The 23,594-nt window shown below is 44.1% G+C and carries 19 protein-coding genes; 11 read left to right on the top strand and 8 right to left on the bottom strand.

Features of this window, described 5'->3' with window-relative positions:
- Positions 1 to 6 precede the first annotated feature (6 nt).
- From folK to sfsA, 5 genes are all read right to left on the bottom strand, one after another.
- Entirely contained in the window at positions 7 to 492 is a 486-nt protein-coding gene (gene folK / locus L7A31_RS07745) for a 2-amino-4-hydroxy-6-hydroxymethyldihydropteridine diphosphokinase (protein ID WP_237360943.1), read from the bottom strand.
- Entirely contained in the window at positions 489 to 1,847 is a 1,359-nt protein-coding gene (gene pcnB, locus L7A31_RS07750; RefSeq protein WP_237360944.1) for a polynucleotide adenylyltransferase PcnB, read from the bottom strand. Before pcnB ends, folK begins: the two co-directional genes overlap by 4 nt.
- A gap of 98 nt (positions 1,848 to 1,945) precedes the next feature.
- Positions 1,946 to 2,815 carry a tRNA glutamyl-Q(34) synthetase GluQRS gene (gene gluQRS / locus L7A31_RS07755; protein WP_237360945.1) on the bottom strand — a complete coding sequence of 290 codons (870 nt, stop codon included), beginning with the start codon at positions 2,813 to 2,815 and terminating at the stop codon, positions 1,946 to 1,948.
- A gap of 73 nt (positions 2,816 to 2,888) precedes the next feature.
- On the bottom strand, positions 2,889 to 3,335 hold the full coding sequence (dksA, locus tag L7A31_RS07760) for an RNA polymerase-binding protein DksA (RefSeq protein ID WP_237360946.1): 447 nt from the start codon (positions 3,333 to 3,335) through the stop codon (positions 2,889 to 2,891).
- A 137-nt stretch (positions 3,336 to 3,472) separates the two neighbouring features.
- Complete coding sequence (gene sfsA / locus L7A31_RS07765; RefSeq protein WP_237360947.1) at positions 3,473 to 4,189, bottom strand: DNA/RNA nuclease SfsA; 717 nt, start codon at positions 4,187 to 4,189, stop codon at positions 3,473 to 3,475.
- Between the two features lie 52 nt (positions 4,190 to 4,241).
- Here sfsA and hrpB point away from each other — a divergent pair, with 52 nt between their 5' ends.
- From hrpB to L7A31_RS07810, 9 genes are all read left to right on the top strand, one after another.
- The gene (gene hrpB, locus L7A31_RS07770) at positions 4,242 to 6,707 is read left to right on the top strand and encodes an ATP-dependent helicase HrpB (RefSeq protein ID WP_237360948.1); all 2,466 of its coding nucleotides are present in this window, start codon (positions 4,242 to 4,244) and stop codon (positions 6,705 to 6,707) included.
- The gene (gene mrcB, locus L7A31_RS07775) at positions 6,707 to 9,067 is read left to right on the top strand and encodes a penicillin-binding protein 1B (RefSeq protein WP_237360949.1); all 2,361 of its coding nucleotides are present in this window, start codon (positions 6,707 to 6,709) and stop codon (positions 9,065 to 9,067) included. Before hrpB ends, mrcB begins: the two co-directional genes overlap by 1 nt.
- A 255-nt stretch (positions 9,068 to 9,322) precedes the next feature.
- The gene (gene acnB, locus L7A31_RS07780; protein WP_237360950.1) at positions 9,323 to 11,920 is read left to right on the top strand and encodes a bifunctional aconitate hydratase 2/2-methylisocitrate dehydratase; all 2,598 of its coding nucleotides are present in this window, start codon (positions 9,323 to 9,325) and stop codon (positions 11,918 to 11,920) included.
- Positions 11,921 to 12,029: 109 nt separating this feature from the next.
- A complete protein-coding gene (locus tag L7A31_RS07785; RefSeq protein ID WP_237360951.1) occupies positions 12,030 to 12,389 on the top strand; it encodes a YacL family protein in 360 nt (119 codons plus the stop codon).
- A gap of 181 nt (positions 12,390 to 12,570) precedes the next feature.
- Positions 12,571 to 12,930, top strand: coding sequence for a P-II family nitrogen regulator (gene glnK, locus L7A31_RS07790; RefSeq protein WP_494338365.1), 360 nt, complete (start codon positions 12,571 to 12,573; stop codon positions 12,928 to 12,930).
- A 40-nt stretch (positions 12,931 to 12,970) separates the two neighbouring features.
- Positions 12,971 to 14,200 carry an ammonium transporter gene (locus L7A31_RS07795; protein ID WP_237363531.1) on the top strand — a complete coding sequence of 410 codons (1,230 nt, stop codon included), beginning with the start codon at positions 12,971 to 12,973 and terminating at the stop codon, positions 14,198 to 14,200.
- 140 nt (positions 14,201 to 14,340) lie between these two features.
- Positions 14,341 to 15,351: a Fe(3+) ABC transporter substrate-binding protein gene (locus L7A31_RS07800; RefSeq protein WP_237360953.1), complete on the top strand. Its 1,011-nt coding sequence runs from the start codon at positions 14,341 to 14,343 to the stop codon at positions 15,349 to 15,351.
- A gap of 58 nt (positions 15,352 to 15,409) precedes the next feature.
- Positions 15,410 to 17,035 carry an ABC transporter permease gene (locus L7A31_RS07805; RefSeq protein ID WP_435532910.1) on the top strand — a complete coding sequence of 542 codons (1,626 nt, stop codon included), beginning with the start codon at positions 15,410 to 15,412 and terminating at the stop codon, positions 17,033 to 17,035.
- Positions 17,035 to 18,078: an ABC transporter ATP-binding protein gene (locus L7A31_RS07810; RefSeq protein WP_237360955.1), complete on the top strand. Its 1,044-nt coding sequence runs from the start codon at positions 17,035 to 17,037 to the stop codon at positions 18,076 to 18,078. The genes L7A31_RS07805 and L7A31_RS07810 overlap by 1 nt, the downstream gene beginning before the upstream one ends.
- 4 nt (positions 18,079 to 18,082) lie before the next feature.
- Here the strand turns inward: L7A31_RS07810 and rsmC are convergent, their stop codons facing one another.
- The 3 genes from rsmC to hemL all read right to left on the bottom strand — a co-directional run bounded on the left by rsmC (position 18,083) and on the right by hemL (position 21,782).
- Positions 18,083 to 19,105 (bottom strand): 16S rRNA (guanine(1207)-N(2))-methyltransferase RsmC, encoded by a 1,023-nt coding sequence (gene rsmC / locus L7A31_RS07815; RefSeq protein WP_237360956.1) that lies wholly within the window; start codon positions 19,103 to 19,105, stop codon positions 18,083 to 18,085.
- A gap of 103 nt (positions 19,106 to 19,208) precedes the next feature.
- A complete protein-coding gene (locus L7A31_RS07820) occupies positions 19,209 to 20,294 on the bottom strand; it encodes an AI-2E family transporter (protein ID WP_237360957.1) in 1,086 nt (361 codons plus the stop codon).
- Between the two features lie 195 nt (positions 20,295 to 20,489).
- Positions 20,490 to 21,782 carry a glutamate-1-semialdehyde 2,1-aminomutase gene (gene hemL / locus L7A31_RS07825; protein ID WP_237360958.1) on the bottom strand — a complete coding sequence of 431 codons (1,293 nt, stop codon included), beginning with the start codon at positions 21,780 to 21,782 and terminating at the stop codon, positions 20,490 to 20,492.
- 250 nt (positions 21,783 to 22,032) lie between these two features.
- Between hemL and erpA the strand changes: the two genes are divergently transcribed.
- Positions 22,033 to 22,374: an iron-sulfur cluster insertion protein ErpA gene (gene erpA, locus L7A31_RS07830; protein ID WP_237360959.1), complete on the top strand. Its 342-nt coding sequence runs from the start codon at positions 22,033 to 22,035 to the stop codon at positions 22,372 to 22,374.
- A 108-nt stretch (positions 22,375 to 22,482) separates the two neighbouring features.
- Positions 22,483 to 23,580: an efflux RND transporter periplasmic adaptor subunit gene (locus tag L7A31_RS07835; protein ID WP_237360960.1), complete on the top strand. Its 1,098-nt coding sequence runs from the start codon at positions 22,483 to 22,485 to the stop codon at positions 23,578 to 23,580.
- Positions 23,581 to 23,594: the final 14 nt, after the last annotated feature.

Below are 23,594 nucleotides of genomic sequence, written 5' to 3' on the forward strand. Positions count from 1 at the left end.
AGCTGGCTATTGTTGCCATGTCGTGAGTCCGTTGCGCTCTACTTCAGTGAGTAGCTTTTGTAGAGGCGTCCCGTCAGGGAGTGTCAGATCTGGGGCTATTTCTGCAAGCGGATAGAGCACAAATTCTCGCTCCTTCATTCCATAGTGCGGTATGGTTAAACGCTCCGAATTCACCTTTTGATCGCCATAAAGAATTATGTCGAGATCGAGGGTTCTTGGGCCCCATCTCTCACTCTTTCGGACTCGCCCGTGTTCATTCTCAATCTTTTGTGTTTGATCGAGGAGATCGAGCGGATTTAACTCTGTTGCGATTTCGACAACAGCATTGATGTAATCAGGTTGATCTTGAGGACCCATTGGTGTGCTACTGTACAACATTGAGGCCTTTACAAACACTGATCTAGGTAATCGTTTTAGTGCTTCAATTGCTTGTGTTGCTTGAGCAACAGGATCAGCCAGATTGCTCCCTATCGCGATATACGATGTGATCATTCTGCTGACTTACTTTTTTTCTTATTGCGGTATGTTTTACGGCGGCGGTAGCTTGGTTTACTGCTTCCACCCATTTCCGTAACCATTTCTTGTTTCTTCTCGCGGCTCGCATTCTGGAAGGTTTCCCACCAGTTGGCAAGCTCTTCGATTTCACCGCCTTCGATTTCGCCGCGCATTTCCAAGAAGTCGTATCCGGCTCTAAATTTATTTAGCTCCATTAAGCGAGATGCACGTTTACCATTTCTTCTTGGTAAACGAAGCTGAAGCTGCCAAATCTCACGGATTGTTGCCGTGTGTCTTCTTGGTATGGAAATAGTTTTAACTTGCTGGTCTATAACGATATTACTCGCTTCCATTACCGCATCATAGTAAGACAACTTACGCTCTTCAACCAGTTTTTCAGCTAGGGACACCATTGGGTACCAAAGCATGGCTGCGAACATGAATGCAGGATTGATACGTTTGCCTTCTTCGATTCTTAAGTCGGTAGAATCAAGGACAATATCGAGCATCTGCTCGGTATGAGAGCTGTAATCTTCAGTAAAGTGTTCAGCAAGCAAAGGGAAGAGTTGCTGGAATAAGTTATATTCTCTCATCAGGTGGTAGGTTTCTAGGCCATTACCAGACTGAAGCAGTTTCAGTGACTCTTCATATAAACGAGCAGACGGAATGTCTTGCAGCAGTGGTGCAAGTCGCTCGATAGGCTCCGCTGTATCTTCTTCGATATCAAAATCGAGTTTGCAGGCAAAGCGGATGGCTCGCAACATCCGAACCGGATCTTCGCGATAACGTGTTTCCGGATCGCCAATCAGTCGAATGAGTCTGTCTTCGAGATCTTCATTGCCACCAGCATAGTCGTGTATATTGTAGTCACTGATGCTGTAATACATAGCGTTGATGGTGAAGTCTCTGCGCTCTGCGTCTTCATCAATTGTGCCGTACACATTATCTCTCAATAACATGCCTTCTTTCGACTGAGCAGAAACGTTTTTAGCTGGTGTCTGGTGATGTCCACGAAACGTTGCTACTTCTATGATGTCTCTGCCAAACATTATGTGAGCAAGACGAAAACGTCGGCCAATCAATCGGCAATTGCGGAATAGCTGCTTAATTTGCTCAGGCGTCGCATTGGTCGCGATATCGAAATCCTTTGGGATTTGGCCTAGTAGTAAATCTCGTACGCCGCCGCCAACAAGGTATGCGTTAAAACCAGCCCCTACAAGGCGGTATAGCACTTTTAAAGCATTATCACTGATTTGTTTACGTGAAATATTATGCTCTTGGCGGGTGATGATGTTTAACGCAAGATCTGGATACGCATTAGACTCATATGAGGTGTAGTCGTTTCTGTTCATGTGCTCTAAAGTTGTTAGTTGAGCTAGCTCAAGTGACGCTAGGCGACAATTCAGGCCAAAATTTGGCTAATAATAACTTACACGAAGTCATTTGAGAATCACGATGTGACTTCGATCGATTTAGGCAGCTGTTTCAAGCCCCATTGTTTACAGCCCCAAGTGATTAACTCTTCGATACTTGCTTCTTGTAAATCATTGTTTAGTTTAAAGCCTAATATCTGCATTGCATTGATCAAGTCTGCTTTTGGTTCTGTTGTATTAATGGCTTTGGCATGATTTTGTTTTGATAGCTTATTACCCGAACTATCTATAACGAGCGGTAAGTGCAAGTAACTGACCGGTTCTTGGTTGAGTGTCTTATACAAACTTATTTGTCTGCCAGTGGGTTCAATTAAATCTGCGCCACGGACTATTTCGGTTATTCCTTGCTCTATATCGTCCATTACCACTGCCAAGTTATAGGCAAACAAGCCATCACGACGCTTGATTATGAAGTCTTCGTTGACCAAAGGTGCTGGAATGGTGATTTCTCCATGTTTTAGGTCAGAAAATGACTCGACATAGTGGGTAACTTGCAATCTCACGGAGCAGTCTTTGCTGTCTTTTATCTGCTTATCGCGGCATGTTCCTAGATAATAGCCGCCAGATGCTTTAATTTGTTTGCGAGTGCATTGGCAATAATATGCTTGACCACTCTTTAACCATGTATCTATTTGAGCTTGGTACGCGTCATGGCGCTTACTTTGATACATCACACTCCCATCCCACTGCAAGCCAAAAGCTTCAAGAGCTTTTAAAATCAGGCTATCTGCACCGGGTATTTCTCTGGGTGGGTCAAGATCTTCGATTCGAACCAGCCATTTGCCGTCATTCGATTTAGCTTGAAAATAGCTGCCAAGAGCGGCGACTAAAGAGCCAAGGTGAAGAGGGCCTGAAGGAGAAGGCGCAAAGCGGCCAATATAACTCATATTTTTCTCACGGAGATTGCAAAGCAAAAAGGGAGCGTAAGCCCCCTTAAAATATAATACTTAAAAAGTATATTTAGCCTTGTAGCTGCTTTTCTTTTATTTCTGCTAACGTTTTGCAGTCTATGCAAAGATCAGCAGTTGGACGAGCCTCAAGACGGCGGATGCCAATTTCAACACCACATGATTCGCAGAAGCCGAAATCATCTTCTTCGATCTTGTTTAGTGTTTTTTCAATTTTCTTGATTAGACGACGTTCACGATCGCGATTGCGTAGTTCTAAGCTGAATTCCTCTTCTTGAGAAGCTCTATCAACGGGATCTGGGAAGTTCGCAGCTTCGTCCTGCATATGGTGAACAGTACGGTCAACTTCTTCTCTGAGCTGGTTACGCCAAGCTTCTAAGATCTTTGTAAAATGAGCCATTTGCTCAGGTGACATGTACTCTTCACCTGCCGTTTCCTTGTATGGCTCAACACCTGCTATGGCTAGGATGCCTAGCGCTTTTTTCTTTGATTCTGGCATACAGCATCTCCTACTAACACCTAGTCAACTGCGTATAAGCAGCTAATTTAAGGCGGGTATCTATAACAAAAAGAGGTTATAGAGGCAATTCCTAAAACGTAAACTTATTGTCATTGTGAAGAAAGCGACACTTTTCTTTAGTTAGTGACAAAATCAACACTATGGACCAGCTTCATTTCGGAATCAGAAAGTTGCGCTTTATAGCACAAGATTTCCACGCCTTGTTCATGTGCTCGATTCAATAATTCTGAATAGCTGGCGTCTATATGGTGTGCGGCAGAGACTTTTTCAATGCCTGAATGCAAAACTGTGAATAAAAGTACAGCTCTATATCCATTGTTTGCCATTTTTGTGAGCTCTCTCAGATGCTTCTGACCTCTTAAAGTAACCGCATCTGGGAAGTAGCCCTGCCCACTATTTACATCACCCAAAAGAGTGACACTCTTAACTTCAATATAGCACTTTGGCCGATCTTCCGACTGAAGTAAAACATCGATACGACTATTCTCATCACCATATTTCACTTCAGTTCGAATTTGAGTATAGCCTCTAAGTTCTTCAATAACGTTATTTTTAATCGCTTCGACAGCTAACTGATTTGCGCGAGCGGTATTGATGCATATTCGATGGCCCGCTTGTGTTTCAGTCAGTTCCCAACTGTTGGGGTATTTTCTCTTTGGGTTGTCGGACGTTGAGTACCACACAGGGTTGCCTGGGTCAGCACAGCCAGTCATTGCGCCAGTGTTTGCACAATGTATCGTTCGAGTGCTGCCATCTGGTAAGGTAATATCGGCTAAAAAGCGCTTATAGCGCTTTTCTAAGATTGCTTTCTTAAGAGGAGGATCAAAGTGCATTTTTCGATGGAATTTATGTACAATTCATTCATTTAATCACAAGGCTCAAACATTGTCACAACTCCCTATTGAATCTGTCATCCCTGAACTGTTATCTGCCATTTCGGATGCTAATCAAGTGATCTTGAAAGCGGCACCGGGGGCTGGTAAGTCAACCCATTTTCCCTTTACTTTGGTTCAGCAAAATAAAATTGATGGAAAGATTGTTATGTTGGAGCCGCGACGGTTGGCGGCGCGTTCTATTGCTCATTTCTTAGCAGATAAGCTCAACGAGGAAGTAGGGGAGAGAATAGGTTATCGTGTTCGGGGCGATAGTCGAGTGAGTGACAAAACCAAACTTGAAATTGTTACCGAAGGCGTACTGACTAGGATGCTTCAATCTGATCCTACCCTTGAAGGGGTTGGCATGCTGATTTTTGATGAATACCACGAGAGAAGCATTCACGCTGACACCGCTTTAGCACTTAGTTTGGATATCCAACAAGAGCTGCGTGATGACCTAAAAATTGTTGTGATGTCAGCAACATTAGACGATGTTGCGTTGCAAGCTTTGCTTCCTAGTGCGAGGTATATTAGTTCTCAAGGGCGGGCGTTTCCCGTTGATGTCCAATACCGAGCCCCTAAAGCGAACGAAAATCTAGTGAACCTTCTTACTGGGCAAATTAAACATGCAATTGATGTTGAGAGTGGGTCTATTCTTGTTTTTCTTCCGGGTATCGGCCTAATCAAAGCTCTGCTTGAAAGATTAGATAATTTACCCGAAGGCGTAGAAGTCAGGCCGCTTTATGGTCAACTTAGCCTCAGTGAACAGCAAAAAGCCATTGCACCTGTGACAAATGGCGGCCGTAAAATTGTATTGGCGACTAACGTTGCGGAAACCTCTCTAACTATCGAAGGCATTCGAGTGGTTATTGATTCAGGTTTGGAGCGTGCGGCAACGTTTGATTTAAAAACGGGTGTTACGAAATTAGAGCAGGTGAAAATCGCCCAGTCTTCAGCGAAGCAAAGAGCAGGGCGAGCAGGACGAACGGAGCCGGGAACTTGCATCCGCTTGTACAGTGAAAGTCAATTGTTGCAACAGCCAGCGGTGCCTAGGGCTGAAGTGTTGCGCTCAGATTTATCTAACTTGGCTATGGAACTTGCTCAGTGGGGAGTGACTGACCTTTCGACGTTAAAGTGGCTGGATACTCCACCTAACAGTGCGCTCAATCAGGCTAGAGCGTTGTTGATTTCCTTAAATCTGATAGACGAAAACTATCAGCTTACTAGCTTAGGGCAACAAGCTTATTCATTGGGTGTGGAGCCTCGTTTAGCTGCCATGTTAGTTAAATCCAAGTCTTATTCTAATGCTTTGCTTCAAAGCGCTTTGCTTGCTGCTGCAATCGTTGAAGAGCCACCGAAAAATACTAATGATGTCATGTATGCTCTTCATTTGTATGAGACTGGTAGAGATAAACGCTTTTCTAGCTCTGTAACCAAGAGAGCCAGCCAGCTTGCTCAGAGGTTGGGGGAAAGGTTTGTTAAAAGCGGGATCGATCAGTCCCAAGTTGCTATCGCGTTAAGTCTTGCTTTCCCCGATAGAATTGCGCAAAAGCGAGCGGGGCGATTAGGGAGTTTTATTCTATCTAGCGGTCATGGAGCTACTGTGAATGAAGATTCACCTTTGGCTGCCAAAGACTATTTGGTCGTAGTAGATTTAATGCGTTCCAGCTCTGAATCAAGCCAGATATTTTTGGCCGCTGAACTAGATATCAGTCAATTACTTAATAACTTCCCAGATATAGCGAGCCGTTCTGAAGTAATGGAGCTTAGCACTGCGAAAGGCAAGCTTGTTGCTGAAGAGCATTTATCGGTTGGTAAGGTTGTGGTACGACGCAAGGAGCTGAAACAACCTTCTCAAGAGCAAAGTTTAAACGCGTTACTCAACTACGTTCGTCAGCAAGGGCTGTCAGTTTTAAATTGGTCTGAAGAAGCTGTGCAGTTGTTGCAAAGAATACGTTGCGCTGCAGAGTGGCTACCTGAACAAGAGTGGCCTCTGATGGAGGACGCACACTTACTCGACGAGTTACACTTGTGGCTTGAGCCTTATTTGACTGGTGTCACTAGTTTACAACAACTTAAAGCTGTATCACTGGAACAAGCTTTACTTGCTCGTTTAGGATGGCCTTTAAATCAGCATATTAATGAATGGGTGCCTGCTCGCTATACCTTGCCAACGGGTAATTCAAAGAAAATTCGTTATCAGCAGGGATCTGAGCCAATTTTATCAGTGAGAATGCAAGAGATGTTTGGTGAACAACAATCACCGACTATTGCTCAAGGACGCAAAACGCTTGTTTTAGAATTACTTTCCCCAGCTCAGCGGCCGCTACAAGTTACGCAAGACCTAGCGGGCTTTTGGAGTGGTGCATACAAAGATGTACAAAAAGAGATGAAAGGACGCTATCCGAAACATATTTGGCCTGATAACCCTGCTCAACACGTTGCGACAACTAAAACCAAACGACAGTTAAAATAATGGCAAAAAAAGTGGCCTCTAAGGCGGACAAGGAAGTGAAACAAACTCGCTCACGTAAAAAAACAACGAAAAAGAAACCGAATAAACCGTCGAAGCCAAAGAAAGGTTTATTGAAAAGGTTTTGGAGTATTGGTTGGAAGGTGTCTCTGGCTGCGATCGTTGTCATCGTTTTTGCTGGTGTCTACCTAGATAGCTTGGTAAAACAAAAATTTGAAGGACAACTGTTTGCTCTTCCGACTGTGGTTTATGCCCGCATACTCTATTTAACACCCGGTGATCAAATTACTATCCAAGAGCTACGTAACGAGCTCAACGTTCTCAATTATCGAAAAGTTAGGCATCCACGCTACCCGGGGGAGTATTCTTCTTCTTCAACGAAAATAGAGCTTATCCGTCGTCCATTCGAGTTTTCAGATGGCCCTGAGCCTGAAAGACATGTCATGCTCTACTTTGATTCGAATGGTATAACGAAAATCAAATCGTTAGACCAAGTCGGTGATTTGGGTTACCTGCGTTTAGATCCGAAAATGATGGGAATGCTTGAAAAAGATACCGATGAACAGCGTTTATTCCTTCGTCGGGCGCAATATCCAGAAGTATTGGTTGACGCTTTGTTAGTCACAGAAGACCGAAACTTCTACAAGCATGACGGAATTGCACCACTTGCTATCGCTAGAGCAATGCTAGCGAATATCAAAGCTGGACACACTGTTCAAGGTGGTAGTACTTTGACTCAGCAGCTGGCGAAGAATCTATTTTTGTCTAGCAAGCGCACTTTATGGCGAAAACTAAGAGAAGCTTATATCGCGCTTATCTTAGATTATCGCTATAGCAAAGATCGCATTCTTCAAGCCTACCTTAATGAAGTGTACCTTGGACAAAGCGGTGCTGAAGCGATACATGGTTTCGCGCTGGCATCGCGTTATTATTTTGGTCAGCCTATTCAAGAGCTGCGTATCGATCAGTTAGCGCTGTTAGTCGGTATGGTTAAAGGGCCTTCCTACTACAACCCGATTCGTTTTCCTGAGCGAGCGAGGACTCGCCGCGACTTAGTACTCCGCCTGATGATGGAACAAAATATCCTATCGGTTCGTCAGTATGAGTCAGCGGTCAATCGCCCGCTGGATATTCAGAAGAACCCAAGAATTGCCAGCCGTCAGCCAGCTTATTTTCAGCAACTAAAACTAGAGCTGCGCGAGAAAGTAGGCAATCGATTTAAGGCGGAATCTGGGGTTCGAGTTTTCACTTCATTGGACCCTGTATCTCAACATGATCTGGAAAAAGCAGTTGGGAAAGTAGTGCCAAGGCTTGCCAAACGAGGGGGAAAAAACTTAGAAGCGGCTGGTGTGATTGTTGATAGAAATAGTGGTGAAATTCGTGCCATGGTTGGCGGGAAAAGAACGGGATATGAAGGGTTTAACCGTGCTCTTAATGCCAGCAGACAAATAGGCTCACTTGCTAAACCAGCGGTATACTTAACTGCACTACAAGATCCCGATAAATATTCTCTGGCCACGACATTACATGATGAACCGCTAACTCTGAAAGGCAGCAAAGGAAGCCTTTGGACGCCGCGTAATTTCGACCGTAAATATCGTGGGGATGTGCCTTTATATCTCGCGCTCGCACGTTCACTGAACGTACCAACCGTCGAACTTGGAATGAAATTGGGCATCGACAATGTGGTGAAAACGTTTGAGAAGCTGGGTGTGGATAAGCAAGAAATTCGTCCGGTTCCATCGATGTTCCTAGGCTCGTTTACGTTAACACCTATTCAAGTCGCTCAGATGTATCAAACCTTGTCTAATTCAGGCAGAAAAGCACAATTGTCAGCACTGAGATCTGTACTCGATCTTGATGGCAATGTACTTTACGAATCGATTCCAAGTGTCTCTCAAGCGGTCACCCAACAAGCAGCTTGGTTAACAACCTATGCAATGAAAAAAGGTGTACTGGAAGGCACTGGGAGATACCTTAATAGCCAATTCCCATGGGCGGCATTGGCAGGAAAAACAGGAACGAGTAACGATACGCGCGATAGTTGGTTTGTGGGTATTGACGGGCGAGAGGTGGCAACAGTTTGGGTTGGCCGAGACGATAACAAGCCGACTAACCTTACCGGAGCCAGCGGTGCTCTTAGAGTTTACGCGGAGTATCTCAAGCATCGCATTCCGGAAAAACTCGTGCTTCCTTGGCCAAAAGGTATGACAACACTTGGTTACGACAAAACTTCTCAAGGCGCGCTAAAAGCCGATTGTTCAGCCAACTTCAAGTTACCTGTTTGGGATTCTGATGGTCATATCAAGAGAGAGTGCGAAAAAGGTATCGGTAACTGGATTAAAAATTTATTTGATTGGTAATTACGCCAGCGAGTAAGAAAGCGAGCAGGTCAACTTTAGTGCTAACTTGATACGTGTGTCATACTGGGTAGATTTCACTTTGGGGCTATCTTTGCTATGCTGCTTAGCACAGTTTGGCCTCTATTTCGTTGCCCTTCCGTCACAGCTTTACTCTAAATGTTACGCCTAGAGCAGCAAAATGAGAGCCAAGTTCCCAAAGATGTTCACTCCTAATTTTAATAAGAACAGGAGGAACCGCAATGAGAGGAAAAAGTCGTGCTAGAAGCCTACCGTAAACACGTTGCCGATCGTGCAGCAGAAGGGGTTGTTCCGAAACCATTAGACGCAGAACAAGTTGCTGGACTTGTTGAACTTCTTAAAAATCCTCCGCAGGGTGAAGAAGCGTTTATCTTAGATCTTCTTGAAAATCGTATCCCTCCTGGTGTTGATGAAGCAGCGTATGTAAAGGCTGGATTTCTGACTGCAATTACCAAAGGTGAAGTTTCATCACCGCTAGTGAGTCGCGCAAAAGCGGCAGAATTGCTTGGTACTATGCAAGGCGGATACAACATTGAACCGCTAATCTCTTTACTTGATGACAGTGAACTAGCGCCGATTGCCGTTAAAGCGCTTTCTCACACACTTCTTATGTTCGACGCATTTTATGACGTTGAAGAAAAATCCAAAGCTGGCAATGCTCATGCTCAGCAAGTGATGAAATCTTGGGCAGAAGCTGAGTGGTTCCTTTCTAAGCCTGAGCTGAAAAAGAAAATTACCCTAACTGTATTTAAAGTCACTGGTGAAACTAACACCGATGATTTGTCTCCAGCACCAGATGCGTGGTCTCGTCCAGATATTCCAGTTCACGCTTTAGCTATGCTGAAAAACGCCAGAGATGGTATCGAACCAGATCAAGCAGGCAGTATTGGTCCGATTAAGCAAATTGACACGCTGAAAGAAAAAGGTCACCAGTTAGTCTATGTTGGTGATGTTGTCGGTACGGGTTCATCTCGTAAGTCTGCGACAAACTCAGTACTTTGGTTTATGGGCGATGATATCCCTAACGTGCCAAATAAACGCGCTGGCGGCTACGTGCTGGGTGGCAAAATTGCACCGATCTTCTTCAATACGATGGAAGATGCTGGAGCACTACCTATCGAAGTGGATGTATCAAAACTGAATATGGGCGATGTTATCGATGTTTACCCGTATGAAGGAAAAGTGTGCAATCACGACACAGGTGATGTGCTGGCTGAATTTGGCCTAAAAACAGATGTGCTGATTGATGAAGTACGTGCGGGTGGCCGTATACCATTGATTATAGGCCGCGGCTTAACAGACAAAGCTCGTCAATCTCTAGGCCTTGGCGCAACGGATATCTTCCGTCGTCCTGCTGAAGTTGCTGATTCTGGTAAAGGTTATACCCTTGCTCAAAAAATGGTCGGTAAAGCTTGTGGCGTGAAAGGTATTCGCCCTGGAACTTACTGTGAACCAAAAATGACTACAGTTGGCTCGCAAGATACGACAGGCCCAATGACTCGTGATGAACTGAAAGATCTTGCTTGTCTTGGCTTTTCTGCTGATCTCGTGATGCAGTCTTTCTGTCACACATCTGCGTATCCTAAGCCAGTTGATGTAAACACTCACCATACATTGCCAGATTTCATTATGAATCGCGCTGGTGTTTCACTTCGCCCAGGCGATGGTGTTATCCACTCTTGGCTAAACCGCATGTTACTACCAGATACCGTAGGTACAGGTGGTGACTCGCATACTCGCTTCCCACTAGGTATTTCTTTCCCTGCTGGTTCTGGTCTAGTTGCGTTCGCAGCGGCAACAGGTGTTATGCCACTAGATATGCCAGAATCGATTTTGGTTCGCTTCAAAGGTGAAATGAAGCCAGGGATTACTCTACGTGATTTGGTTCATGCAATTCCTTACTATGGCATCAAACAAGGCCTATTGACTGTCGAGAAAGCTGGTAAGATCAATGAGTTCTCTGGCCGAGTGCTAGAAATTGAAGGTGTTGAACACTTAACAGTAGAGCAAGCATTTGAGCTATCGGATGCCTCAGCTGAGCGTTCGGCTGCAGGTTGTACAGTTAAGCTATCGCAAGAGTCGATTGAAGAGTACCTAAACTCTAACATCACTATGCTGAAGTGGATGATCGCAGAAGGTTATGGTGATCGCCGTACTATCGAACGTCGTATCAAGGCGATGGAAGAGTGGCTAGAGAAGCCAGAGCTAATGGAAGCAGACAAAGATGCAGAGTACGCTCATGTTATCGAAATCGATTTAGCTGAAATTGATGAGCCAATTCTTTGTGCGCCGAATGATCCTGATGACGCAAGACTGCTTTCAGACGTACAAGGCACCAAGATTGATGAAGTATTTATTGGCTCGTGCATGACCAACATTGGTCATTTCCGTGCAGCAGGTAAGTTACTTGAGAAACACTCTGGTCAGTTAGATACTCGCCTTTGGGTTGCGCCGCCAACTAAGATGGACAAAGACCAACTCACTGAAGAAGGTTATTACGGCATCTTTGGTCGTGCAGGCGTTCGAATTGAAACACCGGGATGTTCCCTGTGTATGGGTAACCAGGCTCGAGTTGCAGATGAAGCTACGGTGATGTCGACTTCTACGCGTAACTTCCCGAACCGTCTAGGTACTGGTGCAAACGTGTATCTGGCTTCAGCGGAGCTGTCTTCTGTCGGTGCTATTTTAGGCCGTATTCCTACTAAAGAGGAATACATGGAATACGCTAAGCAAATCGATGCAACGGCGGCTGATACCTATCGCTATCTGAACTTCCACCGTATGGCGGATTATACAAAGAAAGCTGACACTGTTATCTTCCAAGAGCCGGCATAAAGGTTCAAACTGCATATAACAATAAAACACCTGGCTTTGCGTCAGGTGTTTTTCTTTTTGTGGTGATGTCGATATACTACGCTCCCTTTTCCCAATGGTAGCCTGCAGCATGGAATACGAATTTACCCGTAATATTTTTCTTGGCGAATACTATGTTCGTTGTGAGATGGGCTATGAAGTCGTTGCACGCTGGTTGCAAGAGGAAATTGCTACCTCTTCCGACAAGATTGAACAAATTAACGAGATCATTTCTCAATCAAAGAGCAACCCAACGAAAACCTTTCAGTATCTAGGGCAAGAGATCAGTGTGGTATTTGAAGATGGCGAAGTGCTCATTCGAGAAAACTGTACTGGACAACCTCTAGAACTTGAAGAAGATTTCAGCATTTATGAAAGTGAAAGTGAGTCGAGCTGCGGTTTAGTGGACTTTGAAAGCTTCCTCGCCAGTTGGTCTGAGTTTATTCGTTAACCCCTCCATTGTTCTCGTGCACTAATTCAGTGGGCTAATCTATTCTCTGCGTTATTTTAGTGAACCTTATGCACCAAAGTGGTGCGAAAAATCTGCTTTTAATTCTATTCTTACAAATAAATCTTTGTTTTTCAGTAATATAAAAACATGGCATGTCACTTGGATTAGTCTCTCTGTGGGAATTAGTAGCAGAGAGGAAGCAATGAAATTAATTAATGCGATTATTAAGCCCTTTAAATTGGATGACGTGCGAGAAGCTTTGGCTGACGTTGGTGTTGAAGGGATGACAGTTTCAGAAGTGAAAGGATTTGGTCGCCAGAAAGGACACACCGAGTTATATCGTGGCGCTGAATACCAAGTGGACTTTTTACCAAAAGTGAAATTGGAAATAGCGACACAGGCTGACAATGTAGACCGTGTCATTGAGGCAGTAAGTAAAGCGGCTCATACAGGGAAGATAGGCGACGGTAAAATTTTCGTTTATGACTTAGACCAAGCAGTGAGAATTCGAACTGGCGAAATGGACGCTGAAGCACTGTAACGGTTATTGAAAAGGATTAGGGGGGAGTAGATATATGGAATTGGAATTAACTAAAACGGTAGTAGATTTACGTTACGCATTAGATACGTTTTTCTTTCTTATTTCAGGCGCATTAGTTATGTGGATGGCGGCTGGATTTGCAATGTTAGAAGCGGGTTTGGTTCGTTCAAAAAACACCACAGAAATACTAACTAAAAACTTTTGCTTATACTGCATTGCTTGCACCATGTATTTAATTGTTGGCTACAACATCATGTATGTCGGTAATGGTGAAGGTGGCTGGTTACCTTCTTTTGGCACTCTAATAGGGACTCAAGCCGAAGGCGCAGATCACTCACTTGCTTCTGATTTCTTTTTCCAAGTGGTCTTTGTCGCAACAGCAATGTCAGTGGTATCAGGCGCTGTTGCGGAGCGTATGAAGCTTTGGTCTTTCCTTATCTTTTCTGCAGTACTGACCGCATTTATTTACCCAATGGAAGGTTATTGGACATGGGGCGGCGGCTTCTTGTCTGAGGCTGGATTTAGCGACTTTGCAGGCTCTGGCATTGTTCATATGGCTGGTGCATCTGCTGCTTTAGCTGGTGTCTTGTTGCTTGGTGCTCGTAAAGGTAAATACGGGCCAAAAGGTGAAGTGCACCCAATACCTGGTTCCAACATGCCATTGGCCACACTTGGCACGTTCATTTTATGGTTCGGTTGGTTTGGCTTTAACGGTGGCTCACAGTTGATGATTTCAGATTTTGAAAATGCGACAGCTGTCGGTGAAATCTTCCTAAATACCAACGCTGCTGCTGCTGCTGGTGCCATTGCTGCTCTGTTTGTATGTAAAACCACTTGGGGTAAAGCGGATTTAACCATGATTCTCAACGGTGCGTTAGCAGGGTTGGTTGCAATCACGGCAGATCCACTTTCTCCATCTCCGCTTTATTCTGTTGCTATTGGTGCTGTAGCAGGCGTGATTGTCGTATTTAGTATTGTCGGTCTAGACAAAATTAAGATTGATGACCCTGTGGGTGCGATATCTGTGCATGGTGTGTGTGGCTTATTTGGCTTAATGGTTGTACCGCTAACAAACGCTGATGCAACCTTTGGTGCGCAGCTATTAGGTGCTGGTGTTATCTTTGCTTGGGTATTCGGAGCTAGCTTGGTTGTTTGGGCAATCTTAAAAGCGACAGTGGGTATTCGAGTATCGGAAGATGAAGAATTGGAAGGCATGGATATGCATGACTGTGGCATTGGTGCTTACCCTGAATTTGTATCCCTAAAATAATAAAACGTTACAAATAGCTCCACGAAAACCTGCTGGCAACAGCAGGTTTTTTTCTGCTCGCTATTGATAATTCATTCATCAACATTATAATTAACAAATCTAACTGATAAGTATTATCATTAATGTTTAGGATTGATGTGATGAAAAAATGGATTTTGGGTCTGCTGGCTGCCAACTCTTTTGTACTTCCAACGATTGCTTCTGAAGAAGTCAATGTATATAGCTATCGACAGCCATTTCTTGTACAGCCAATGCTCAACGAGTTTACCAAAGATACTGGTATTAAAGTTAACGTGATTTTTGCCAAAACAGGGATCGCGGAAAAGCTGAGCCAAGAAGGGGAATACAGCCCTGCAGATGTCATTTTAACGGTAGACATTAGTCGATTGAGTGAGCTAACTGAAAAGGATTTGGTTCAATCAGTAGACAGTAAAACGCTTGAAGAAAATATTCCTAGCCAATACCAAGATGCAGAAAACCGATGGTTTGCATTAACGACTAGAACGCGTTCAGTCTATTCATCTCGTGACCGAGTGGGTAAGCTAGGTCAAGAATTTACTTACGAAGATCTCGCGAGTCCGGAGTTCAATGGTAAGATCTGTACTCGTAGCGGTAAGCACCCGTACAACGTATCCCTTGTTTCTGCCATGATTGCTCATAAAGGTGAGAAAGCAACCAAAGAGTGGCTTGAAGGCGTGAAAGCGAACTTAGCCCGTAAACCTCAAGGTAACGACCGAGCACAAGTTAAAGCGATCAAAGAAGGCCTATGTGATGTTTCTTTAGGTAATAGCTATTACTTAGGAAAAATGGTTAATGATAAAAACCAAAAAGCTTGGGCTGAAGCCGTCTACATCAACTTTCCTGGCCAAGAGACGGATGGTACTCATGTCAACGTAAGTGGTATGGCAATGGCAAAATATTCTCCTAATCAAGCCAATGCTGTGCAGTTGATGGAGTATTTGTCCGGAGACAAAGCTCAGAAAATGTATGCTGAGATAAACTACGAGTATCCAGTCAAACCGGGCGTTGAACGCTCTGAACTGGTAGCTTCATGGGGAGACTTTAGAGCTGACAAAATTTCACTAAATGAAGTCGCGGCACATCATCAGCAGGCGGTTAAATTACTCGATGAAGTGAAGTTCGATCTGTAACTCTTTTATTGATGAATATTGAGTTATTAAGCTTTCAATTGGTCAACGTTGTATGAAGTTGGTTGACAAATTTACCTCATGGAAAATGAGCAGTACGGCTATCGCCGCTGCTCTTTTTTTGCCAATAGCCGCAATAGCGTATACGTCATTAGGTCAAACGGACGATATTTTTTCTCACTTAATGTCGACTGTTATGCCCACCTATGTTTTTAATACGGTCGTTTTAGCTATTGGTGTAATGCTGCTGGCATTTCTCTTCGGGCTTCCAAGTGCTTGGTTGATGGCACGGTGCAGCTTTCCTTCTGACAAAATACTGCAATGGTTGCTAGTTCTTCCGCTGGCTATGCCGGGCTATATTGTCGCCTATATTTTTACCGATTGGTTTGATTTTGCAGGGCCGATTCAGTCGGCCCTCAGAGATGTAACAGGATGGGGGCCTAGGGACTACTGGTTTCCGGATATACGTTCAATTACAGGCTCTATCATAGTATTAGCGTTGGTTCTGTATCCGTATGTTTATCTTTTATGTCGCGCTAGCTTCATAGAGCAAAGTAGTACTTTGACTCAATCGGCGAGATTGCTCAAATGTAACGCTTGGCAAACTTTTCTAAGAGTATCGCTTCCACTTGCTCGGCCTGCGATTGCTGTCAGCTTGTCCTTGGTTGCCATGGAAGCGATTGGTGACTATGGCACGGTGAGCTATTTTGCCGTTAACACTTTAACTACAGCGGTATATGACACTTGGCTGGGTTACTCAAGCCTAACTGCAGCAGCGAAGATTTCTATGATAATGCTGTTCTTTATCGTTCTTTTTATCGGTTTAGAGGGTTATAGCAGAAGGAAGCAGAAACTATTTCAATCGAAGATGGTACAAGAGGATAGGCATTTAATTCACCTCACTGGTGGTCAAAAGTGGTGCGCTATCTTTTGGTGCTGGGGGTTGGTGAGCATTGCATTTATTTTCCCAATCATGCAGCTCCTTTATTATGCTTACCAATACATTGAGCAAAGTTGGACGACTCAGTTTAGAGACTATTCTATCAACAGTTTAAAGGTCTCTTTATCTGCTGCCATGGTTGCTGTATTTGTTGCTTTAATTGTGAATTTTCGCCATCGGTTGCTTCCGGGCTTGCCCAGTGAAGTGACTAAGAAAGCCGCTTCGATGGGTTATGCAGTTCCGGGAACAGTTCTCGCAATTGGAGTGATGGTATTTGTGCTAACGTTAGATCATTGGTTAAACGATTTTGCTGTGAGCATGGAATGGAAGCGGCCAGGTTTATTGTTTTCGGGAAGCATCTTTGCACTGGTGTTTGCTCTTGTAGTGCGCTTTTCTGCGGTCGCGATAGGTAGTGTCGAGAGTAGCCTTAAAAAAATACCGCCTTCTTTAGACATGGCTTCGCGCACTCTTGGTTGTACAGCTAATGAAACGTTAAAACAGATCCACCTTCCTTTGATAAAAAGGGGAGTGTTGATCGCTGGTTTGCTTGTCTTCATTGAGTCGATGAAAGAGCTGAATGCGTCGCTACTTTTACGGCCATTTAATTTTGAAACACTGGCTACTTACGTTTTCAATTTCGCTTCTGATGAGCAGCTAGAGCTTGCGGCAATGCCTGCAGTGTTATTGGTTTTAGTTGGGCTATTGCCCCTAATTGTTGTTAACCGAACCTTGGAGCATACTCATTAATGCAGCAGTTACTCTCAATTAATAGTATCAATTGTCAATACGACAATGCAGATATCTTAAAGTCTCTCTCACTTGATGTTGAGGCTGGCGAGATCATCTGTTTACTCGGTGCTAGTGGCTGTGGGAAAACAACACTATTGAAAGCAATTGCTGGCATACAGCAATTGAGCTCAGGGACTATGTCTTTGAAGGGGCGAGTGGTTGACGATGGGCAGGAAAGTCTAGTGCCCGAAAAACGTAATATTGGGATGATCTTCCAAGATTATGCGCTTTTTCCACACCTTACTGTTGAGCAAAATATTGCTTTTGGTCTGCGTGGCCTTAGTGTAAATGAAAAAAGGGCGCGAGTGGATGAGATGCTTACCTTGGTACATTTATCCGAGTTCCGAAGTCGGTACCCACATCAGCTATCTGGTGGGCAACAACAGCGTGTAGCGATTGCTCGCTCGATGGCTTATAAACCTGACTTACTGCTGCTAGACGAACCTTTTTCCAATATAGATACTCAAGTTCGTCATCAATTGATCATCGAGATCCGTAGACTGTTTAAACAGCAAGGAATTACGGCTATTTTTGTTACTCACAGCCGAGAAGAGGCGTTCGCATTTTCAGATAAACTAGCTGTGATGAACAATGGAGCAATTGAGCAGTTTGGCAAAGCAGCAGAGCTTTACTACCAGCCGTCTAGTCGGTTTGTTGCGAACTTCCTTGGAGGAGGTAACTATTTGCTAGCAAAACGTATATCAGAGCAAGGTTTTGAAACTGAGCTTGGTCTTATCCAAGCGCAAGCGCAGCGAGATATTGCTATCGATGGTCAGTGTGAACTGCTTATTCGGCCGCAGTATATTCAAGTGCAACCGATCGGAAATACCAATGGGTTGAGTGCAGAAAGCAAAGTCGTCGAACAGCAGTTTATGGGGGATCACTGCCGTTATGTGATAGAAACCAATGGCAATAAGCTACTTGCTAGTTCTTCAGAAGCACTAAGTATCGGTCAGGGTGTTTCTATCCATGTTGACCCTACGGGAGCCCTAGCCTTTTAAGCTACTAACTTTTCGCATGATAAATGGTGAACTTTGACGTCTTGTCTGTTGTTTCACAATGGCCAAATGCTTGCTCAATTATTGGAGGGTATTTCAAGAAGCTATTTGCAACAATGTACAGTTCGCCAGATTTGGCTAAATGTTTGGGCGCATCGGCAAGCAAGGTTTCTGTTGCACTGTAGCTGGTATCCAGCCCAGAATGGAACGGTGGGTTACTGATAATAAACTGATAGTCACTATCAGTGTCAGAATACACATCTGAAGCGAACACGTTACCGCTTAACCCATTTGCTTCGAGTGTTGCTTTACTTGAAGCAATAGCAAGAGCGCTAACATCACACATGTTGATTTTAACCGCTGGGTTTAGCTTAGATATCACAGTGCCAATCACACCGGCGCCACAGCCAAAATCGAGCACTTTACCCTGCAGCTCTTGTAGATTATCAAGCAGTAGTCGGCTGCCTATGTCAAACTCACCATGACTGAATACGCCGGGTAGGCTTTTGATTTCGACTTCGGTATTTTTGTACTGAACTTTATAGCTTTTGAACCATTGTTTTAGCTCAAAAGGTTGCGGTTTTTCAGAACATATTCCCCAGTAAAATGAGCAGCGACGCGCCGAGTCATATTTTTTAATTACTCCGTAAGGTTTGAACATCTTCTCAATGCTTTTTATTCCGGAGCGATTTTCTCCAACAACGACAATTTCCGTCTCAGTGCCAAGTTTATCCATGAGCATGGCAAGCAAAAACTCTGCCTCGGCTTTAGCTTTTGGCCAATAGAGCAAAACCATGTCAGCATTGGTTTTCTCATTAAATTCAGCATTGAAGTAGCACTGAACCGACGGAGAAGAGCAGAGTGTGCGATAGTAGCCGTAATGAGTCGTGAAAACAGATACGGACTCACAATGCTGCGCAAGCTCCACAGGGAACATGTCTTCTGCTTCGCCTGCCACAAGTACGTGTTTACCGTTAAAGTATTCGAGTTGACGCTGAGCAATTTGGCTAGGGGCAGTATAAGCAGACATAAATGAGGGCCGTTGTTTTTGTAAATAAGGTTTCAGTAAAGAGGCGCGATTTTCGCACAAACCACGCACCTCTTGAAGTTATTTATCTTTAGTCTCAGTTAGATTAGCTGTTGTCTTGATCGTCGAGGAAGTTTTGGAATGTTTCCTCGTAGATTTTAAACATCACCATAGTGACTGCAAAAATAATTGGGCCGTAGATAAGGCCAATTAGACCAAAGAATTGCAAGCCGCCTAATAGGGAGAAAAACATCAGCAGAGTGTTCATTCCTGAGTTGCCTTGCATTAAAAATGGTCGCAATAAATTATCGATTGAACCAACAACCGCAATACTCCATATCACTAAGAAAATCGCCCAGCCAGTATCACCCGAGAAATAGAGATAAATTGAGGCGGGAATCCAGATTAGCGCAGTACCGACTACAGGGATAAATGATGCAAATGCTAGCATGGTTCCCCAAAATAACCCTGGGAATCCAGCAGCCCACATACCTAATCCACCAGCGACACCTTGAGCAAGCGCCGTGAGAAATGAGCCCATAACGGCAGATTTAGATACTTGCTCAATTTCGTCGAGTAGCTTGTCTTCCTGTGACCGAGACAAAGGAACCACATGGCGCAGCGCATAGATGATTTTGTCGTGATCTCTTAGCAAGAAGAACAATACAAACAACATTAGGAAAAAGTTCACTAGGAAATTTGTGGCATCACCCAACACTTTGGCACTGACACCGACTAAGTTTGTGCCAAGCGATGCGGCTAATTGACCAAGTTTCTGCGCAATATTTTGTGGGTTTATCTTATCGAAGGGTAGATAGCTATTGATGAGCGATACAACCTTGATGACAAGAGGGTGGTTGATGACCGATTCAATTCCGCCATGTGTGCCCCATTTATAAACATTTTGTGAAAATACGGCGCCTTGATTGACTATCGACATGAATACTAAAGTCAGTGGCAGCACGATAATAAAGGTTAAGATTGTGCAGCTGAGAAATGCCGTTAAGTTCTTGTGAGTGGGCATTTTACCTTCTAGCCAAGCGTGGATAGGCGATATCAATAACGAAATGATAAATGCCATGACAATAGCGTTGACATAAGGCTGAACCAGCAAATAGCAAGCGGAAGCAGCAGCGAGTAAACCAATGATAATCACCCATTGGCTAGGGGATATTGAGACCTTTTTTGGCATTGGGCAGTCCATCGTGAAGTCTTAGTGACCAGTTGTATCATGGCTGTTTAGTTGTGATATAGCAATGTGTAGGCTTCTGATGAGCCATTGGAATAACAAAAAAATGTCACAACAGGGAAAGTGAAGAGAAAAACTAACTTGATGTTCACAAGAGTCAGTAGGGCTGAGTATTCAGCCCTACTTTTGAACTATTACTTACGCTTCAGAAGCAATAATTGCTAGGCATTGGTCCGCGGCTTCTAGCGTAGCTTCAATTTCTTTTGAGCCATGCGCTAGTGAAGTGAAGCTGGCTTCGAATGCCGATGGAGCAAGATAAACTCCGTGGTCTAGCATCAGGTGGAAGAATCGTTTGAAGCGTTCAACATCACATTTAGCGACTTCCTCGTAACAAGTTACTTGCTCTTGTTCAGTGAAGAAAAAGCCGAACATTCCACCTACCTGACTAACCGTCATTGGTACGCCGTGCTTTTCAGCTAGCGACTTGAAGCCGTCAGCGAGCTGTTTAGTTTTGCTTGCAAGGCGTTTGTGGTTGCCTTCATCTTTAAGAACATTTAAGCATGCCAAGCCTGCAGCCATTGCAACAGGGTTACCCGACAATGTACCAGCTTGATATACAGGACCTGTAGGTGCGATATATTGCATCACATCTTTACGGCCGCCAAATGCGCCGACTGGCATACCGCCACCAATGACTTTACCGAGAGTAGTTAGATCTGGGCGAACGTCATAATGAGCTTGAGCGCCACCTAGCGCTACACGGAAACCTGTCATTACTTCATCAAAAATGAGCAACGCTCCTTGTTCATAACAGATTGTACGTAAGCCTTGTAAGAACCCATCTACAGGAGGAATACAGTTCATGTTGCCCGCAACTGGTTCAACGATAATACAAGCAATTTGGTCTTTGTTTGCTTCAAATAGCTCACGTACTGAATCAAGGTCGTTGAATGTTGCCGTTAGTGTGTGCTTAGCAAAATCTGCAGGTACGCCCGGTGAACTAGGTTGACCAAGAGTCAGTGCGCCAGAGCCTGCTTTAACGAGCAAGCTATCGGCGTGTCCGTGGTAGCAACCTTCAAACTTAAGGATCTTATCGCGGCCAGTGTAGCCACGAGCTAGACGAATCGCACTCATCGTCGCTTCTGTACCAGAACTCACCATACGTAGTTGCTCCATAGACGGAACAAGTTCTGAAACTAGCTCTGCCATTTGAATTTCTACTTCAGTTGGTGCTCCAAAGCTTAACCCACGCTGAGCTGCTTTAATTACAGCATCACGAATTGCCGCGTGGTTGTGGCCTAAAATCATTGGTCCCCAAGAACCTACATAATCGATGTATGCTTTACCATCAGCATCAAAAATCAACGGGCCATCTGCTCGCTCGACAAAAATAGGTGAGCCACCTACGCCGTTAAACGCTCTTACTGGAGAGTTAACGCCACCAGGAATCTTTTGTTGAGCCTTTTGATACAAGTCTGATGATTTGGTCATGGAATTATCCTTCTGTTGATTGCTCGGACCAATTAGCCCGACATTGTACCTGCCAATGCCAATTCAAAAAACGATTTATACTCATTAATGGCACAAAACTGATACTCAGTACCTGTACAAAAGCGAGAACAGCATTAGAATACTTGAACGATTTAGTAAGGTATAAGATAATCCTTGTACCCAAATTGAGCTGAACAACCACGAATAGATTATTAATAAGTGGTAAATTGCACGAATGAGAGAGGTCGTCGTGAGCGAAGTAAATATCCCATTGTCATTTTCAGATGCTGCTGCATCGCGAGTTAAAACATTGATTGCTGAGGAAGAAAACCCAGCACTGATGTTGCGCGTGTATATTACAGGTGGCGGCTGTAGTGGTTTCCAGTATGGGTTTACCTTCGATGAAAAAGTAAATGATGGCGACACGACGATTGAAAATAGCGGCGTAACATTGGTCGTAGATCCAATGAGCCTGCAATACTTAGTCGGTGGTAAAGTGGATTATACGGAAGGCCTCGAAGGGGCAAGATTCTTTGTAGACAATCCTAATGCGACCACAACCTGCGGCTGTGGAGCTTCCTTTAGCGTCTAACTGTATTTTACGTTAAAGAAGAAAAGACAAAACCCTGCATATTTGGATCCCATGCAGGGTGCATTGACTTGAGCGCCACAGCTGTCAACGCAACTCGAGGGATTGCTTATGATTTTGTCACGAATTGGTGGCTTATTCTCTTCTCGACCGTGGCTCGTATCCATTGTTATCGTCGTACTTCTTGGTTTATGGCTTGGGTTAGGAAGCCTGAAATCAGAAGAAATCCTCAAGCAACCCCAACCAGTCTCAAATAAAGCACCACTAGCAAAAGTGGTTTATCAAAGCTTCCAAGCTCAACCTACCTTCAAAGTTCTCGAACTATATGGCCGAACAGCGCCAAACAAACAAGCCAAGATCTCCGCAGAATATCCGGGAAGCGTCGTTGGGCTAAAAGTTAAAAAAGGTGATTCCGTCAAAAAAGGTCAAGTTATCGCCCAAATAGATAAAGCCGACCTTGCAATACAATTAGCTAAAGCTAAGGCGATGCTAAAAGTTAGAGAAAAAGAGTTTATTGCCTCGAAGTCTCTTCGTAATCGAGGTTTGCAAGGTGAGGTAGCCTTTTTTACCGCTGAAGCTGCGCTGGTGGATGCAAAAGCGGATATGGAAAGTGCAAAAAGAAATTTGGCAAACACAGAAGTTCGAGCGCCGTTTGATGGTGTTGTCGATGACCTACCTGTTGAGCTTGGTGATTACGTAGCAATTGGCGACCCAGTTGCCCATTTAATTGATATCAATCCATTGGTGATTGAAGCTGATGTAAGTGAGCGTTACATACAATTTATTAAGCCGAAGCTACAAGCTCGAGTCACATTTGTTGATGGTAGCAAAGTGAGTGGTTTTGTCCGTTATGTCTCAAAAGTCTCTTCTACTTCAACTAACACTTTTCCAGTTGATATCGAAGTAGACAATCATGCGCAAAAAATTCCTGCAGGAGTAAGCTCTGAAGTTGAACTCAATTTGGTTCAAACACCTGCAATAAAAATAACGCCAGCAATGCTTGCGCTTGATAAAGATGGCAACTTAGGCGTGAAAATACTAAAAAATAGTCATGTTCAGTTTGTTCCAATTGACCTTGTTAAAGCAGAGCAAGATGGGGTTTGGTTAGCAGGGTTAGGTGATAGTGCTGACATTATCACTGTTGGTCAGGGTTTTGTGCGTGATGGCGATGCAGTTATTGCAGTTAAATCGGATAGTATTAAGCCCTAGCTAAGGAGAGATAG

It is taken from the genome of Vibrio marisflavi CECT 7928 (assembly GCF_921294215.1).
Taxonomy (GTDB): Bacteria; Pseudomonadota; Gammaproteobacteria; order Enterobacterales; family Vibrionaceae; genus Vibrio; species Vibrio marisflavi.